This is a genomic window from Pseudomonas sp. SWRI50, from assembly GCF_014269095.1.
Lineage (GTDB): Bacteria > Pseudomonadota > Gammaproteobacteria > Pseudomonadales > Pseudomonadaceae > Aquipseudomonas > Aquipseudomonas kermanshahensis.
Genome location: NZ_JABWRW010000004.1, coordinates 124,268 through 139,206, shown reverse-complemented (window position 1 = coordinate 139,206; position 14,939 = coordinate 124,268). Strand labels below are relative to the sequence as shown.

At 62.4% G+C, this 14,939-nt stretch carries 10 protein-coding genes and 3 pseudogenes; 6 read left to right on the top strand and 7 right to left on the bottom strand.

The features are described 5' to 3' along the window. Positions 1-181 precede the first annotated feature (181 nt). Positions 182-1,033: a formyltetrahydrofolate deformylase gene (gene purU / locus HU750_RS06130; RefSeq protein WP_027594078.1), complete on the top strand. Its 852-nt coding sequence runs from the start codon at positions 182-184 to the stop codon at positions 1,031-1,033. A 285-nt stretch (positions 1,034-1,318) separates the two neighbouring features. Here purU and gpgF read toward each other — a convergent pair whose 3' ends face one another. From gpgF to HU750_RS27500, 5 genes and pseudogenes are all read right to left on the bottom strand, one after another. Beyond that, positions 1,319-2,311 (bottom strand): glucosaminyl phosphatidylglycerol flippase, encoded by a 993-nt coding sequence (gene gpgF, locus HU750_RS06125; protein ID WP_186677659.1) that lies wholly within the window; start codon positions 2,309-2,311, stop codon positions 1,319-1,321. After that, positions 2,308-3,072, bottom strand: coding sequence for an N-acetylglucosaminyl phosphatidylglycerol deacetylase (gene gpgD, locus HU750_RS06120; RefSeq protein WP_099430333.1), 765 nt, complete (start codon positions 3,070-3,072; stop codon positions 2,308-2,310). Before gpgD ends, gpgF begins: the two co-directional genes overlap by 4 nt. Beyond that, positions 3,065-4,186: an N-acetylglucosaminyl phosphatidylglycerol synthase gene (gpgS, locus tag HU750_RS06115; protein WP_186677657.1), complete on the bottom strand. Its 1,122-nt coding sequence runs from the start codon at positions 4,184-4,186 to the stop codon at positions 3,065-3,067. The genes gpgD and gpgS overlap by 8 nt, the downstream gene beginning before the upstream one ends. 234 nt (positions 4,187-4,420) lie before the next feature. Beyond that, positions 4,421-5,017 (bottom strand): annotated as a pseudogene (locus tag HU750_RS27505) (methyl-accepting chemotaxis protein); the annotation flags it as partial. A gap of 261 nt (positions 5,018-5,278) precedes the next feature. After that, positions 5,279-6,151, bottom strand: a pseudogene (locus tag HU750_RS27500) (HAMP domain-containing protein); the annotation flags it as partial. 311 nt (positions 6,152-6,462) lie between these two features. Here HU750_RS27500 and HU750_RS06105 point away from each other — a divergent pair. After that, positions 6,463-7,938, top strand: a complete 1,476-nt coding sequence (locus HU750_RS06105) for a helicase HerA-like domain-containing protein (protein ID WP_186677652.1) — start codon at positions 6,463-6,465, stop codon at positions 7,936-7,938. A 164-nt stretch (positions 7,939-8,102) separates the two neighbouring features. Here HU750_RS06105 and HU750_RS06100 read toward each other — a convergent pair whose 3' ends face one another. Further along, complete coding sequence (locus tag HU750_RS06100; RefSeq protein WP_027594084.1) at positions 8,103-9,575, bottom strand: inorganic phosphate transporter; 1,473 nt, start codon at positions 9,573-9,575, stop codon at positions 8,103-8,105. 313 nt (positions 9,576-9,888) lie between these two features. Then, on the bottom strand, positions 9,889-10,089 hold the full coding sequence (locus tag HU750_RS06095) for a hypothetical protein (RefSeq protein ID WP_027594085.1): 201 nt from the start codon (positions 10,087-10,089) through the stop codon (positions 9,889-9,891). A 533-nt stretch (positions 10,090-10,622) separates the two neighbouring features. Between HU750_RS06095 and pcaR the strand changes: the two genes are divergently transcribed. The 4 genes and pseudogenes from pcaR to pcaF all read left to right on the top strand — a co-directional run bounded on the left by pcaR (position 10,623) and on the right by pcaF (position 14,776). Continuing rightward, complete coding sequence (pcaR, locus tag HU750_RS06090; RefSeq protein ID WP_050580745.1) at positions 10,623-11,498, top strand: pca regulon transcriptional regulator PcaR; 876 nt, start codon at positions 10,623-10,625, stop codon at positions 11,496-11,498. 333 nt (positions 11,499-11,831) lie between these two features. After that, entirely contained in the window at positions 11,832-13,178 is a 1,347-nt protein-coding gene (gene pcaK, locus HU750_RS06085) for a 4-hydroxybenzoate transporter PcaK (RefSeq protein ID WP_186677650.1), read from the top strand. A gap of 197 nt (positions 13,179-13,375) precedes the next feature. Continuing rightward, positions 13,376-13,571: pseudogene (locus tag HU750_RS27130) on the top strand (CoA-transferase subunit beta); the annotation flags it as partial. Between the two features lie 2 nt (positions 13,572-13,573). Next, a complete protein-coding gene (gene pcaF / locus HU750_RS06075) occupies positions 13,574-14,776 on the top strand; it encodes a 3-oxoadipyl-CoA thiolase (RefSeq protein ID WP_099430329.1) in 1,203 nt (400 codons plus the stop codon). Positions 14,777-14,939: the final 163 nt, after the last annotated feature.

The window sequence follows — 14,939 nt, the reverse complement described above, 5'->3', positions numbered from 1 at the left end:
GTCACAACATTTCTCTGCGTGAACAAAAATTTACATTAGCCCTGCGTTTTGTCATGCCGCTGAACAGGGCCACGTCTTGTGTGCCTGGCGGTGTGCACAACGCACGCGGTGCGATCCATACTGCGTTTTTCCTGGCGGGCCGCTAGAATGAGCGCCTTTGCGAAGTTCTGGAGTCTCATTCATGCGCACCTATCGTCTGGTGATCGCCTGCCCCGACCGTGTTGGCATCGTGGCGAAAGTCAGTAATTTCCTGGCCTTGTACAATGGCTGGATCAACGAAGCCAGCCACCACTCCGATGAACAGAGTGGTTGGTTCTTCATGCGTCATGAAATCCGTGCCGAATCCCTGCCATTCGGTATCGAGGCATTCCGCGAGGCGTTCGCGCCCATCGCCGAAGAGTTCTCCATGACCTGGCGTGTGACCGACTCGGCGCAAAAAAAGCGCGTGGTGTTGATGGCCAGCCGCGAATCCCACTGCCTGGCCGACCTGCTGCACCGCTGGCACACCGATGAGCTGGATTGCGATATCCCGTGCGTTATCTCCAACCACAACGACCTGCGCAGCATGGTCGAGTGGCACGGCATTCCGTTCTTCCATGTACCGGTCGACCCCAAGGACAAGGCGCCAGCCTTCGCCGAAGTGTCGCGCCTGGTCCAGGAACACGCGGCCGACGTGGTAGTGCTGGCTCGCTACATGCAAATCCTGCCGCCGCAGCTGTGCCAGGACTACGCTGAAAAAGTGATCAACATCCACCACAGCTTCCTGCCATCCTTCGTCGGTGCCAAGCCGTACCATCAAGCGGCCCTGCGCGGCGTGAAGCTGATCGGTGCGACGTGCCACTACGTGACCGAAGAGCTGGATGCCGGCCCGATCATCGAGCAGGACGTGGTACGTGTCAGCCATGCCGACAGTATCGAAGACATGGTCCGCTTCGGCCGTGATGTCGAGAAGATGGTGCTGGCCCGCGGCCTGCGTTATCACCTGGAAGACCGCGTGCTGGTGCACGGCAACAAGACCGTGGTGTTCGACTGATACCGAGCCGGCCTGCTTCGCAGCCCATCGCCGGCAAGCCAGCTCCCACCCGAACTGTGTAGCCTCCAAGGCTAGCGCCGCACCTGTGGGAGTCGGCTTGCCGGCGATGGGGCGCAAAGCGCCCCCTCAATCGCGAGGAAACGCTCATGCCAGATCCACGTGACAAAGCTGGCGCCTCACCACCGCCAACCCTCGGCGAGGGCTGCCTGGCCCGCTATGACCCCGAGGCCTTGAGTGACGCCGACGGCACCGACTTCCCCGGAGCAGCCGAACTCTGGCGGCAACTCAACCCGCCTGACGGCGCCAACGCTCCAGCAGCGGGCGTGCCAGCAAACAAGCGAACACCGGCCCACCCGCCAGCAGATAAAAGTAGTAAGTGACCGCGCGCCAGATAACGATCGCTGCGGCCGCTGTCGAACTGCCCACCAAGGGTGTGAGCAGGCTTGCCGAGGTCAATTCGGCGGCACCTGCGCCACCCGGCAACAGGCTGAACTGGCCGGCGCTGAGCGAGAGCATCTGCACCAGGAAGCTGGGGATCCACGCCAGCTCCACGCCCAGCCCCTTCAGCACCAGGTACAGCACGCTGTAGCGCAGGCCCCAATGCGCGCAGGTCAGGGTGAATACCAGTGCCAGCGTGCGCTTGGGCAGGCGCCAGGTTTGTGCCAGGGCGTCGATGAAGTGCAGCAGCTTGCGCGCCCAGCGGCGTTTACACCCCGCAGACATCCCCAGGCGCTGTAACAGGCGACCGTTCAAGCGCATCAGCCCGCGCCGGTAGCGCAGCAGCCCTAGCACTACGACCAATGCCGCACACAGCAACAGTGCGCTGCCCAGCAACATGCTTTGCTGGCTGTGCCCCAGGCGGTGGAACAACGCATAGCCGGCGATCGCCAGCATCGCGCAGAAGAAAAACAGCAAGTCGTTCAACTGGTCCATGGCGAATACCGCGCCACTGCGCGCCGGGCCAATGCGGTCGCGCGCCAGCAGGGCCATGAGGGTCAGCGGGCCGCCGCTGCCGCCAGGGGTGGTACAGATGGCGAACTCGGTGGCCATGACCACGCCGAGGCTGCGCAGGTAACGCAGTTGTGCGCCTTGCTGGCCGAGCAGCAGTCGCAGGCGAATGGCGTTGATCACCCAGCACAGCACGATCATGCCCAGTAGCATCAGTAACAGGCCGGGGTCGAAGCGTTGCAGGCGGGGCAGCAGTTCGCTGCCGCCCAGCAGCGTCGGTACCAACACCGCGCCCAGCAGGGCCAGGCCTAGCCAGCCCAGGCGATTCATGCGCTGGCCTGGCGGTCCAGCCAGGCGGATTTGGTCAACGGCTCGCGGCCCTCTGCCAGCAGCGCCTGCAGGGTGTGTAGCCAGTAGTCGCGTGATACGCGGTGGCGCATGTCCACCGGGTGCAGGCCGAGACGCAGGGTCTGCGCGCCACGCCAGCGTTGGCATTGCCAGTCGCAAAGCACCTTCGACACCCTTCGGCGCCAGGCGCTGCGTGCGCTCCACACCAGGCCGGGGGCCTCGATGGCGGTGAACTCAGGCAGGCGGTACAGGTGCTGCGGTGTGCTGGTGTAGCGCAGCGGCAACTGGCGCAGGGCCTGGCGCGTGCCTTCGCTCATCAGCCAGGCGGGGGCCACGAAGCCGGCCACCGGCCAGGCTTGCCGCTCGAACACCGCCAGGCCTTGTTCCAGGCGTGCTAGCGCCTGACGTTGATCCAACCCGTAGAATTCGCCTTCATGGGTATAGATGCGGCGCATGAAGAATGCGCCGGGGCTGCGCGGTGGCGCACCGTCGTCGGCGTGGTAGTAGCCATGCAACGCCAGCTCATCACCCAGTGCCAGGCGTCGGTCGAGCAGGCGGCAGAACGTGGGCGAGCGGTGCAGGGGGTTGCGGTGGTGAAAGTCTGGCACCACCAGCCAGGTCATGGGCACACCGCCGATCTTGTCGACGGCTTCGACGAAGGGTTGGTAGTCGGGCCAGGTCTCGGGCGCGATGTCGTGCAGCACCAGCATCAGGCTGCGTGCTGCGCTGCCGGTTTCAGCCATGGGCCCGCGCCCGCGGTTGGTGGCCGAGCACGGCCTGGTAATGCTGCAGCAGGCCGGCGACCACGTTGTCCCATGAATAGTGTTGCTCGACATGGCGGCGGGCTTGGGTGCCGAGGGTACGCACGCCCTCTTCGAACACCTGGCGCACCGCCTGCGCCATGGCTGCCCCGTCATTGGCCTGGCACAGCCGCCCGCATTGTTCGTTGACGATCTCGCCAAAGGCACCGGCACGCACCGCCACCACTGGCGTCGCGCTGGCCATGGCTTCGAGAATGACCAGGCCAAAGGTTTCCTGGTCGCCGGCATGCACCAGCAGGTCGGCACTGGCCATCAGCCTGGCGACCTCCTGCGGCGGGCAGAAGTGGTCGATCACGCTGACGTTCTGCGGCACATTCGCAGGCATGTTGGAGCCCACTAGCAACAGGTGGTAGGGCCGGCCCAGGCGCTGCATGCAGTTGAGCAGAACCGGCAGGTTCTTTTCCCGCGAGCCACGGCCGGCGTAGATCAGCAGGCGGCTGGTGTCGGCAATCCCAAGTTCCGCGCGCAGGTGCGGGTCGCGGTGGTCGGGATTGAAGGTGGCCAGGTCTACACCCAGGCGCTGCACATGCACATCGCGTATGCCCAGCCGGCGCAATTTGTCGGCCATCACCTGGCTGGGGGCCAGAACCCGGTCGAAGTTGCCGTACAGCTTGCTGACGTAGGCTTCGACATTGGGCGTGAACCAATTGCCCATGCGGTTGCTCACCAGCAGCGGCAGGTCGGAATGGTAGAAGCCAATCACCGGCACATCCAGCTGGCGGCGTGCCTCCAAGGCAGCCCAGGCGGTCAGGTACGGGTCGCCGACTTCGATCAGGTCGGGTTTGAGGCTGCGCAGCACATTGCACCAGGGCGCCAGGCGCACCGGGAAGCGGTAGCCATTGCCAAAGGGCAGGGGTGGGGCCGGCACCTGGTAGATGCCATCGGTGTGTTGCGCGCTGGCGCCGGGGATCAACAAGCTGTGGCGCACGCCTTGGATGGCATCGAGGCGGCGGTGTTTGGCATCAAGATAGGTACGTACGCCACCACTGGCGGGGGCGTAGAACATGGTGATGTCGGCAATGTGCACGATCAGCATCCCTCCGGGATCGTCTTCGGGTCTGTCATCCGGCCGTAATGGACCGGCGATGACGCGCCTAAAGGTTGACCTACCAGAAGGATAGTTTGTTCGATCGAGGTTGGGCTGGTTGCTGCGGGCTTGTAGGCGCAGCCTTGTGCTACGAAGAGGTCGGCACGGACGCTACAGCTTTGTGGGCTGAGCTGGCCTCTTCGCAGCGCAAGGCTGCTCCTACAGGGGGCTATTGAACCGTCATTAGATGCGGAAGCTGCCCACCAGGTGTTTCAGGCGCGAAGCCTGTTGCTCCAGGTCCGAACACGCGCGCAGGGTGGCCTGCAGGTTTTCGACACCTTCCTGGTTGAGCATGTTGATCTCGTTGATGTCCATGTTGATCGCCTCGACCACGGCCGTCTGCTCTTCGGTGGCGGTGGCCACCGACTGGTTCATGCCGTCGATCTCGCCGATACGCACCGTCACGCTGTCTAGCCGCTCGCCGGCCTGGTTGGCGATTTGCACGCTGTCCTGGCTGTGGCGCTGGCTCTGGCCCATGGTATCGACCGACTCGCGGGCACCGACCTGCAGCTCTTCGATCATGGTCTGCACCTGTTGTGCCGATTCTTGGGTGCGGTGTGCCAGGTTGCGCACCTCGTCGGCGACCACGGCAAAGCCACGCCCGGCTTCACCGGCGCGGGCGGCTTCGATCGCCGCGTTCAAGGCCAGCAGGTTGGTCTGCTGGGAGATGCTGGTGATGACTTCGAGAATCTGGCCAATGTTGACGGTCTTGCTGTTGAGCGTCTCGATGTGCGCACTGGAGGTGACGATCAGGTCGGACAGGCGGTTCATCGCGGCGATGTTGCGCTCGACCACCTGCTGGCCCTCTTCGGCCAGCAGCCGTGCGGAGCTGGCGTGTTGCGAGGCCTGGGCGGCATTGCCGGCGATTTCCTGTGCGGCGGCGCCCAATTCGTTGATGGCGGCGGCGACGCTGTTGGTGCGGTTGGATTGCTCGTCCGAGTTGGTCATTGACGAGTTCGAGGCGCTGATCACGCGCAGGGCCACTTCATTGACCTGCTCGGTGGCCGAGGACACTTCGCGGATGGAACCGTGGATACGCTCGACGAAGCGGTTGAAGGCGCTGCCGAGCAGGCCGAATTCGTCGTGGTTGTGGATGCGCAGACGCTTGGTCAGGTCGCCTTCGCCTTCGGCGATGTCTTCCATGGCGCGGGTCATGGTCAGCAACGGTTGCATCAGCACGCGAATCAGCAAGCCGAGCAGGCCGATGATGATGACCACCGCGACCAGCGTGGCGATCACCGCCGAGGTGCGGAAGGTGCTGAGCATGGAGAAGGCTTTGTCCTTGTCCACCGACAGGCCGATGTACCAGTTGGCCGAAGGCAGGCCTTTGATCGGGGTGAAGGTGAGCAGGCGGGTCTCGCCCTGGGCCTGAACTTCTGTCAGCTCACCGGACAGTTTCGGTGTGTGCTGAGGGAACAGGTCTGACAGCGATTTCATCACCAGGCCCTGGTCCGGGTGTACCAGGATTTTACCTTGGTCGTTGACCAGGAAGGCGTAGCCCATGCCGCCGAAGTTCAGCGAGTTGATGATCTGCACCAAGCCGTCGAGGGCCAGGTCGCCGCCGACCACGCCCACGCTGTTGGAGACCTTGCTGAGGATGCCGATGACCATCTTGTTGGTGGTCATGTCGATGTACGGTTCGGTCAACGTTGCGCCAGAGGCGTTCATGCCGTCCTTGTACCAGGGGCGGGTGCGTGGGTCATAACCCTCAGGCATCTTGGCGTCCGGGCGCACGCTGAAACTGCCATCGACCTTGCCCAGGTACACCGTGAGGAAGCTTGTGATCAGCGCATTCTGCCCCATCAGGGTTTCAGCGTCGTTGGGGGCCTGGGCAATGTTCTGTGCCAGGTTCTCCACTAGCTTTATACGGCCTTCGAACAGGTTGCGGATATTGGTCGAAGTCGACTCGCCCATTTCAGTCAGATAATTCTCCAGATCCTCTCTGATGGCATTACGCTGGAGATAATCGTTATAGAGGGTGAACAGGCTGAAGGCGAGTATCACGATCAGTGAGGCCGCCAAGAGAATCTTGTGGCTGAAACGAAGGCTTTTGCTCATGGAGTAATCGGTTCCGCTAAGGTTTTATCGGGCGTTCGCACGAATACATCTGCAAGACAGTGCAACATCCCGGGAAGTCCTAGTTGGGTTGTTACTGTGTTCTAGGCGAATATCACCCCGAGGTATCGGCCGATACGCGGCAAAGCTTGAGAAGAGGATGAAAGAAGATGTCGGATTCTTCGCAAATAGTTGTAGGGGCGGGCCTTGATGGTCAGCCTGTCAATCAAGCCATGCGCCTCGCCAACCGTCACGGCCTGGTGGCCGGCGCCACGGGCACCGGCAAGACGGTCACCTTGCAGCACCTGGCCGAGGTGTTCAGTGATGCGGGCGTGGCAGTGTTCGCGGCCGATGTAAAAGGCGACCTGTGCGGCCTGGGTGCGGCGGGCGCACCGCAGGGCAAGGTGGCCGAACGCATTGCCGGCATGTCTTGGTTGGGGCATACGCCGCAGGCTTATCCGGTAAGCCTGTGGGATATCGCCGGGCAGTCCGGCCACCCCTTGCGCACGACCCTCAGCGAAATGGGGCCGCTGCTGCTGGGCAACCTGCTGGAACTGACCGACAGCCAGCAGGCAGCCTTGTATGCCGCATTCAAGGTGGCCGACCGTGAAGGCCTGCTGTTGCTCGACCTCAAGGACCTCAAGGCGCTGCTGGCGCACCTGAAGGACAACCCGCAGATGCTGGGTGAAGACAGCGCGCTGATGACCAGTGCCTCCACCCAGGCCTTGCTGCGTCGCCTGGCGACCCTGGAGCAGCAAGGTGCCGAGGCGCTGTTCGGTGAGCCCGCGTTGCAACTCGAAGACTTGCTGCGGCCCGGCAGTGACGGCCGTGGGCGCATCCACCTGCTCGATGCCAGCCGGCTGGTGCATGAAGCGCCGAAGGTGTATGCAACCTTCCTGCTGTGGCTGTTGGCGGAGTTGTTCGAACAGTTGCCAGAGCGCGGCGATGCCGACAAGCCAGTTCTGGCGCTGTTCTTCGATGAAGCGCACTTGCTGTTCAATGGCACGCCCAAGGCGTTGCAGGACCGCCTGGAGCAGGTGGTTCGGCTGATTCGCTCCAAGGGCGTGGGGGTCTATTTCGTGACCCAGTCGCCAGGTGATCTACCCGATGCGGTGCTGGCCCAACTGGGTTTGCGCATCCAGCATGGTTTGCGTGCGTTTACCGCAAAAGAGCAGAAGTCGCTGCGGGCCGTGGCCGATGGTTTCCGCCCCAACCCCGCATTCGACAGCCTGGCGGTGCTGACCGAGCTGGGTATTGGTGAAGCGTTGGTCGGTACGCTGGAAGAGAAGGGCACCCCCGCCATGGTGCAGCGGGTGCTGATCGCGCCGCCGCAGTCGCGTATCGGGCCATTGAGTGCGGCTGAGCGCACTGCATTGATTACCTCGTCACCGCTGGCCGGGCGTTATGACAAGCCGGTGGACCGTGAATCGGCTTATGAAATGCTCACTCAGCGCAAAGGTGAGCCTGTCGAGCCAGCGCCAGTGCCGAAGGCCGATGAAGAGAGCTTTGCCGACAAGGCTGGCGATTTTTTGCAGAGTGCAGCGGGGCAGGCGATCAAGTCCGCCGTGCGGCAGGCGGCCAATCAGTTGGGTCGGCAATTGGTGCGCGGGCTGATGGGGTCGTTGTTGGGGGGCAAGAAGCGCTAGCAGCGCCACGCACTGTAGGAGCAGCCTTGTGCTGCGAAGAGGCCGGTACAGCCTATGAAGCTGTAGTGCCTTTGCCGACGTTTTCGCAGCGCAAGGCTGCTCCTACAGAGGCGCGGTAATATGAAAAAGGCGCCCGAAGGCGCCTTTTTCTACAGCGGTGTCGCTCAGCCGATCGCCTTGGACGCTAGCCAGAACAAGCCAGCTGCCAAGCCCATCGAGGCAGGCAGGGTCAGGATCCAGGCCAGCAGGATGGTCTTCACGGTGCCGCCTTGCAGGCCGCTCTTGTTGGCGACCATGGTACCGGCCACGCCGGACGACAACACGTGGGTGGTCGATACCGGCAGGCTGAACACGTTGGCCATGCCGATGGCACAGGCCGCTGTGATCTGCGCCGACATGCCCTGGGCGTAGGTCATGCCCTGCTTGCCGATCTTCTCGCCAACGGTCAGGACCACGCGCTTCCAGCCGACCATGGTACCCAGGCCCAAGGCCAGGGCAACGGCCACGATCACCCAGAACGGTGCGTATTCGGTGGTGGCGGTGAGGTCTTTGCGCAGCTTCTCAAGGTCTGCCTTTTCACGGGCATCCAGGCCTGGCAGCTTGCCGACCTTTTTCGCCGTGTCATCCAGGCAGAGCAGGTAGCGGCGAACTTCCACGCGCTTCTCGGCATCCAGGGTGTGGTAGTCGGTCACGCCCTTGAGCGAGGCCTGCAGTGCGGCGATGGTCGGCTCGGTCTGCTGCGGGTTGCAGCTGAACTGTTCCGGCAGGTCGCTCGCCTTGGCCTTGCCCAACGCCAGGAACTCACCCAGGGTGGCGGCATTGCGCTCGTAGAACTGGCTCATGTGCAGGGTGGCGTCGCGGGTGCGTTCGATCTGGTAGGTGGTGCTGTTCAGGTCGAGCACGAACTTGGCCGGCACGATACCGATCAGCACCAGCATGATCAGGCCAATGCCTTTCTGGCCATCGTTGGAACCGTGCACGAAGCTTACGCCCATGGCCGAAATCACCAGTACCAGGCGGTTCCAGAACGGCGGGTGCTTCTTGTCGTCGAGCTTGCGGCGCTGTTCAGGCGTCTTGTGCATCTTGGACAGCGGGCGCCACCATTTAAGGCCGATCAGCACAAGCGCAGCGACCGCGAAACCGGCCATGGGCGAGACCACCAGCGACATGGCGATGTCGATCGCCTTCTGCCAGTTGACGCCATCGCCCAGCGGGATGTCGTTGATCAGGGCGTTGGCCAGGCCAACACCGAGGATCGAGCCGATCAGCGTGTGCGAGCTGGAAGCCGGGATACCGAAGTACCAGGTGCCCAGGTTCCAGGTGATGGCCGCAGCCAACAGCGAGAAGACCATGGCCAGGCCGTGTCCGGTGTTCACATTGATCAGCAGCTCTACCGGCAGCAGGTGAACGATGGCATAGGCCACCCCGACACCACCGAGCAGAACGCCGAGGAAGTTGAACACGCCGGAGAAGAACACGGCGAGGTGCGGCGGCATGGCTTTGGTATAGATGACGGTAGCTACCGCGTTGGCGGTGTCATGAAAGCCATTGATGAACTCGAAGGCGAGTACGAAGGTCAAGGCGAGCAGGAGGCTCACCAACACCCAGGCATCCAGTCCGCTGAATAAATCGATCATGAAGGTTGTCTGGCGGTCTTAGGGGGGCGGGATTATGCCAGAAAATATTGGCAATCGATGCACCTGCTACAGACCAATAGCACGCACTGTGACGCAGCCTTCACGTGCTTGCCAACGCTTGCATGAACAGTAGCGTCCGCAAAAAAGCGTGAAATATTTAAAAAATCGGCAAATGTCTGGGAAATAGTCGACGCTTGACTGATTCAAACGGTCGTATGAAATTTGTGTAATTCCATTTCATCATCGACCTCTGGGTAAAGATCGACCGCGCCCGGGCAGGCCGGGCGACGACGCGGAAGGCGGAACGTTGCGCTTATGGCTTGTCGCTGCGCAGTTCCTTTTCCATTTTTTCCAGTTCCTGGTTGAACGCCTGGTCACGCACGCTGGCGCGCTTGCGCCACGGTTTGCGTTCAGGGTCCGGTTGAGCGGCGTAAGTGGTCACTTCACCACCGTAAACATCCTTGTAACGTTCAGCCTGGCGCTCGAGTTCTGCGCGCAGTTCATCTTTCGTCACAGTAGTACCTGAGTAAGTTGAATTAAGACTGTTGTTTTAGCTGTACAGCATGCCCCTGCGCATACAAAGGATGCCACAGGGAAAGCAGAGGGGGTGCCATACAGAACCTGCACATGCGTGGGTTGCCCGTAAGTGCTGGAGACAGCGGTGTGTTCCATTACCACAGCAACAAGGCGTACAACCCAATCGATTATAGCAACCGATAATTCTTCGAACAGGGATATTTACCAAAGCCTGACATGCCCGTCGAAGTAGTTGGGCTCAATGGGTAACGCGTCACACCGCGCGTATAACTTTGAAAGGCGCGAGCGGTAAAAGTTCGTCGGCCAGCCGTGGCGAATGCAGAAAGTAAAACGGCCTCGCACAAGGCGAGGCCGTTGCCTGGGACTTCTACGGTGGGTACCTGACCAGTCTCTCCAAAGAAGCCACAAAGTGGCATGAGAAAGGTATAAGCAAAAGTGTCAGCGGTCAATTGCGATTATCGGCCGTTCGTTCGATAATCGCACGAACCAGCGTTTTTTTTGAGGTGAGCGATGAGCGACGAAACAGCGGCCAACGAATCTGCCAACCCAGAGTCGGCACGCCCTGCCGCACCCGCCCTGGCGCCGCCGATCGTGGCATCGCCGGCCAAGCGTATTCAGGCGTTTACTGGCGACCCGGATTTCATGACCTCCCTCGCGCGTGGGCTGGCGGTTATCCAGGCGTTTCAGGAGCGCAAGCGCCACCTGACCATCGCCCAGATCAGCCACCGCACCGAAATCCCTCGCGCAGCCGTGCGCCGTTGCCTGCATACCTTGATCAAGCTGGGCTACGCGACGACTGACGGGCGCACGTATTCACTGCTGCCCAAGGTGCTGACCCTGGGCCATGCCTACCTGTCGTCGACGCCGTTGGCGATTTCTGCGCAGCCGTACCTGGACCGCATCAGTGACCAACTGCACGAGGCGGCCAACATGGCCACCCTCGAAGGTGACGACATCCTTTATATAGCCCGATCGGCGACCGTGGAGCGGTTGATCTCGGTCGACCTGTCGGTAGGCGGGCGCTTGCCGGCCTACTGCACGTCGATGGGGCGCATTCTGCTGGCGGCGATGGACGACACCAGCCTGCGCGAGTACCTCGACCGGGCTGACCTCAAGCCGCGTACCAGCCGCACCTTGCACGATGCCGAATCGTTGTTTGCCTGCATTCAGCAGGTGCGAGCCCAGGGCTGGTGCGTGGTGGACCAGGAACTGGAGCAAGGGCTGCGTTCTATCGCCGTGCCGATTTATGACGCTTCGGGGCAGGTGCTGGCTGCCTTGAACGTCAGCACCCACGTCGGGCGTGTGACGCGCAGCGAACTGGAGCAGCGCTTCTTGCCGATCCTGCTGGCGGCCAGCCGGGACCTTTGCCATCAATTGTTCGGGTGATGCCACGCAAGGGAGGGCCGCTGAGCGCCCTTCCTGCCCCATTATCGAGCACGGACGCCTTTCCTGTTCGATAAACGCACAATGTCGTGCTCAGTGAATTGCGTCGTCCCGGTAGGCTGATTAATGTCTCTCGCAACGGTCGGCTTTGCCGACCGAACAAGAAAAACATGTGAGGCACATACCATGACTACTGTCCCATCGCTGCCGCGGCCGCACCCGCTCGCAGCACTGTTGTATCCAGGCTGACGCAGCCCGCCATCCTCCTATTATCAACCCCTGTACTTGCGCGCTGAGTGCAGTGGCATGGCCGTGCCCTAATTCTGGATAACAACAATGAACCAACCGCAAACCAACGTCGGCAAATGCCTCGACGTCCAGTCGTTCATCAACGACCAGCCGCTGTCCCGCTATCAATGGCGCGTCGTGCTGCTGTGTTTTCTGATCGTTTTCCTCGATGGCCTGGACACTGCCGCCATGGGCTTCATCGCCCCGGCCTTGTCGCAGGAGTGGGGCATCGAACGCGCCAGCCTCGGCCCGGTCATGAGTGCCGCGTTGATCGGCATGGTGTTCGGCGCACTGGGCTCAGGCCCACTGGCCGACCGTTTCGGGCGTAAAGGCGTGCTGGTGGCTGCCGTGCTGGTGTTCGGCGGCTTCAGCCTGGCCTCGGCCTACGCGACCAATGTCGACCAGTTGTTGGTCCTGCGCTTCCTCACCGGGCTTGGCCTGGGTGCGGGTATGCCGAATGCGACGACGCTGCTGTCCGAGTACACCCCTGAGCGGCTCAAATCGCTGCTGGTGACCAGCATGTTCTGCGGCTTCAACCTGGGCATGGCGGGCGGTGGGTTTATCTCTGCGAAGATGATCCCGGCGTATGGCTGGCATAGCCTGCTGGTGATCGGTGGCGTGCTGCCGCTGTTGCTGGCGGTGGTGCTGCTGGTCTGGTTGCCGGAGTCAGCACGCTTCCTGGTAGTGCGTAATCGCGGTACGGATAAAGTGCGCAAAACCCTGGCGCCGATTGCGCCGCAGGTAGTGGCCCAGGCGGCCAGCTTCAGCGTGCCGGAGCAAAAGGCGGTGGCGGCGCGCAACGTATTTGCGGTCATCTTCTCCGGCACCTACGGCCTGGGCACGATGTTGCTGTGGCTGACTTACTTCATGGGCTTGGTGATTGTCTACCTGTTGACCAGCTGGCTGCCGACCCTGATGCGTGACAGCGGGGCCAGCATGGAGCAGGCGGCGTTCATTGGCGCACTGTTCCAGTTTGGCGGCGTGCTGAGCGCAGTCGGGGTGGGCTGGGCCATGGACCGCTTCAACCCGCACAAGGTCATCGGCATTTTCTACCTGCTGGCCGGGGTGTTTGCCTACGCGGTGGGGCAGAGCCTGGGCAACATCACCCTGCTCGCCACCCTGGTGCTGGTCGCTGGCATGTGCGTTAACGGTGCGCAGTCGGCCATGCCGTCGCTGGCTGCCCGCTTCTACCCAACCCAAGGGCGTGCCACGGGCGTTTCGTGGATGCTGGGCATCGGCCGCTTTGGTGCGATCCTCGGCGCCTGGAGTGGTGCGACGCTGCTGGGCCTGGGCTGGAATTTCGAACAGGTGCTGACAGCGCTGCTGGTGCCGGCGGCATTGGCGACGGTGGGTGTGGTCGTGAAAGGACTGGTCAGCCACGCGGACGCGACCTGAGTGCCGAAGGGGGCCGCTTTGCGGCCCATTCGCAGCACAAGGCTGCTCCTACAGCGGGGCAATGCCGGCAGCAGAGGAAATACATAAATGGTTCGATAATCGCACATAAGGTCGATTATCGGATTGTAAGGGACCTACCAGTCTCCTTAATCTGAACGCACTGATGAACCCTGACCGGGAGTCTCCAAAGCGAGCCGGCACCCCATGAATTCGCTGTCGCTGCGGTTCATTCGGGGGCCAACCTGCGAGCAGATCGTTGCGGCCATCCGCTGGGCGATCCGCTTTGCCGGCGACGTGCAGACCACCACCGAATCCACCCGAATCGAGATGTCCGCCTTGCGCGACCTCGAAGCCCATACCGCCGCGGCCCATGGCCAGATGGCAGGAGAAGCCAAATGCGCGACGTATTCATCTGTGACGCCATCCGCACCCCGATCGGCCGCTTCGGCGGCGCCCTGGCCGGCGTGCGCGCCGATGACCTGGCGGCAGTGCCGCTGAAGGCGCTGATCGAGCGTAACCCTTCGGTGCAGTGGGATCAGGTCGACGAAGTGTTCTTCGGCTGTGCCAACCAGGCCGGTGAAGACAACCGCAACGTGGCGCGCATGGCGCTGCTGCTGGCGGGCCTGCCTGAGAGCATTCCTGGCGTGACCCTGAACCGCCTGTGCGCATCGGGCATGGATGCCATCGGCACGGCGTTCCGCGCGATCGCCAGTGGCGAAATGGAATTGGCCATCGCCGGTGGCGTTGAGTCGATGTCGCGTGCACCCTTCGTGATGGGCAAGGCCGAAAGCGGCTACTCGCGCAACATGAAGCTTGAAGACACCACCATCGGCTGGCGTTTCATCAACCCGCTGATGAAGAGCCAGTACGGCGTCGATTCGATGCCGGAAACCGCTGATAACGTCGCTGACGATTACCAGGTGTCCCGCGCCGACCAAGATGCATTCGCGCTGCGCAGCCAGCAAAAGGCCGCCGCGGCCCAGGCAGCCGGCTTCTTCGCCGAAGAGATCGTGCCAGTGCGCATTGCCCACAAGAAGGGCGAAACTATCGTCGAGCGTGATGAACACCTGCGCCCGGAAACCACCCTGGAAGCATTGACCAAGCTCAAGCCGGTCAATGGCCCGGACAAGACAGTCACCGCAGGCAACGCGTCGGGTGTCAACGACGGTGCTGCGGCACTCATCCTGGCCTCGGCGGAAGCGGTGAAGAAACACGGCCTGACCCCACGTGCCCGGGTACTGGGCATGGCCAGCGGCGGCGTTGCTCCTCGAGTCATGGGCATTGGCCCGGTGCCAGCGGTGCGCAAGCTGACCGAGCGCCTGGGTGTGGCGATGAGTGACTTCGACGTGATCGAGCTGAACGAAGCGTTCGCCAGCCAAGGCCTGGCCGTGCTGCGTGAGCTGGGTGTGGCTGATGATGCGCCGCAGGTGAACCCCAATGGTGGCGCGATTGCCCTGGGCCACCCGCTGGGCATGAGTGGCGCGCGCCTGGTGCTGACGGCGTTGCATCAGTTGGAGAAGAGCGGCGGGCGTAAAGGCCTGGCGACCATGTGTGTGGGGGTAGGCCAAGGTTTGGCGTTGGCCATCGAGCGGGTTTGATCAGGCTCGGCCTCTTCGCGGGTAAACCCGCTCCCACAGGGATCCACGCAATCCTCTGTGGGAGCGGGTTTACCCGCGAAGAGGCCGGATCTATGAGACACAAGGCTAATGGCCAGCCGCGCCGCGGAACGAGTGTGTTACTAGGTATGTCTAGACTTACCTA

Coding starts and splice junctions, on each gene's coding strand:
- gpgS (WP_186677657.1), bottom strand. CDS start 4,186: ATGCTGATCGTGCACATTGCCGACATCACCATGTTCTACGCCCCCGCC.
- HU750_RS06100 (WP_027594084.1), bottom strand. CDS start 9,575: ATGATCGATTTATTCAGCGGACTGGATGCCTGGGTGTTGGTGAGCCTC.
- purU (WP_027594078.1), top strand. CDS start 182: ATGCGCACCTATCGTCTGGTGATCGCCTGCCCCGACCGTGTTGGCATC.
- gpgD (WP_099430333.1), bottom strand. CDS start 3,072: ATGGCTGAAACCGGCAGCGCAGCACGCAGCCTGATGCTGGTGCTGCAC.
- gpgF (WP_186677659.1), bottom strand. CDS start 2,311: ATGAATCGCCTGGGCTGGCTAGGCCTGGCCCTGCTGGGCGCGGTGTTG.
- pcaR (WP_050580745.1), top strand. CDS start 10,623: ATGAGCGACGAAACAGCGGCCAACGAATCTGCCAACCCAGAGTCGGCA.
- HU750_RS06105 (WP_186677652.1), top strand. CDS start 6,463: ATGTCGGATTCTTCGCAAATAGTTGTAGGGGCGGGCCTTGATGGTCAG.
- pcaF (WP_099430329.1), top strand. CDS start 13,574: ATGCGCGACGTATTCATCTGTGACGCCATCCGCACCCCGATCGGCCGC.
- pcaK (WP_186677650.1), top strand. CDS start 11,832: ATGAACCAACCGCAAACCAACGTCGGCAAATGCCTCGACGTCCAGTCG.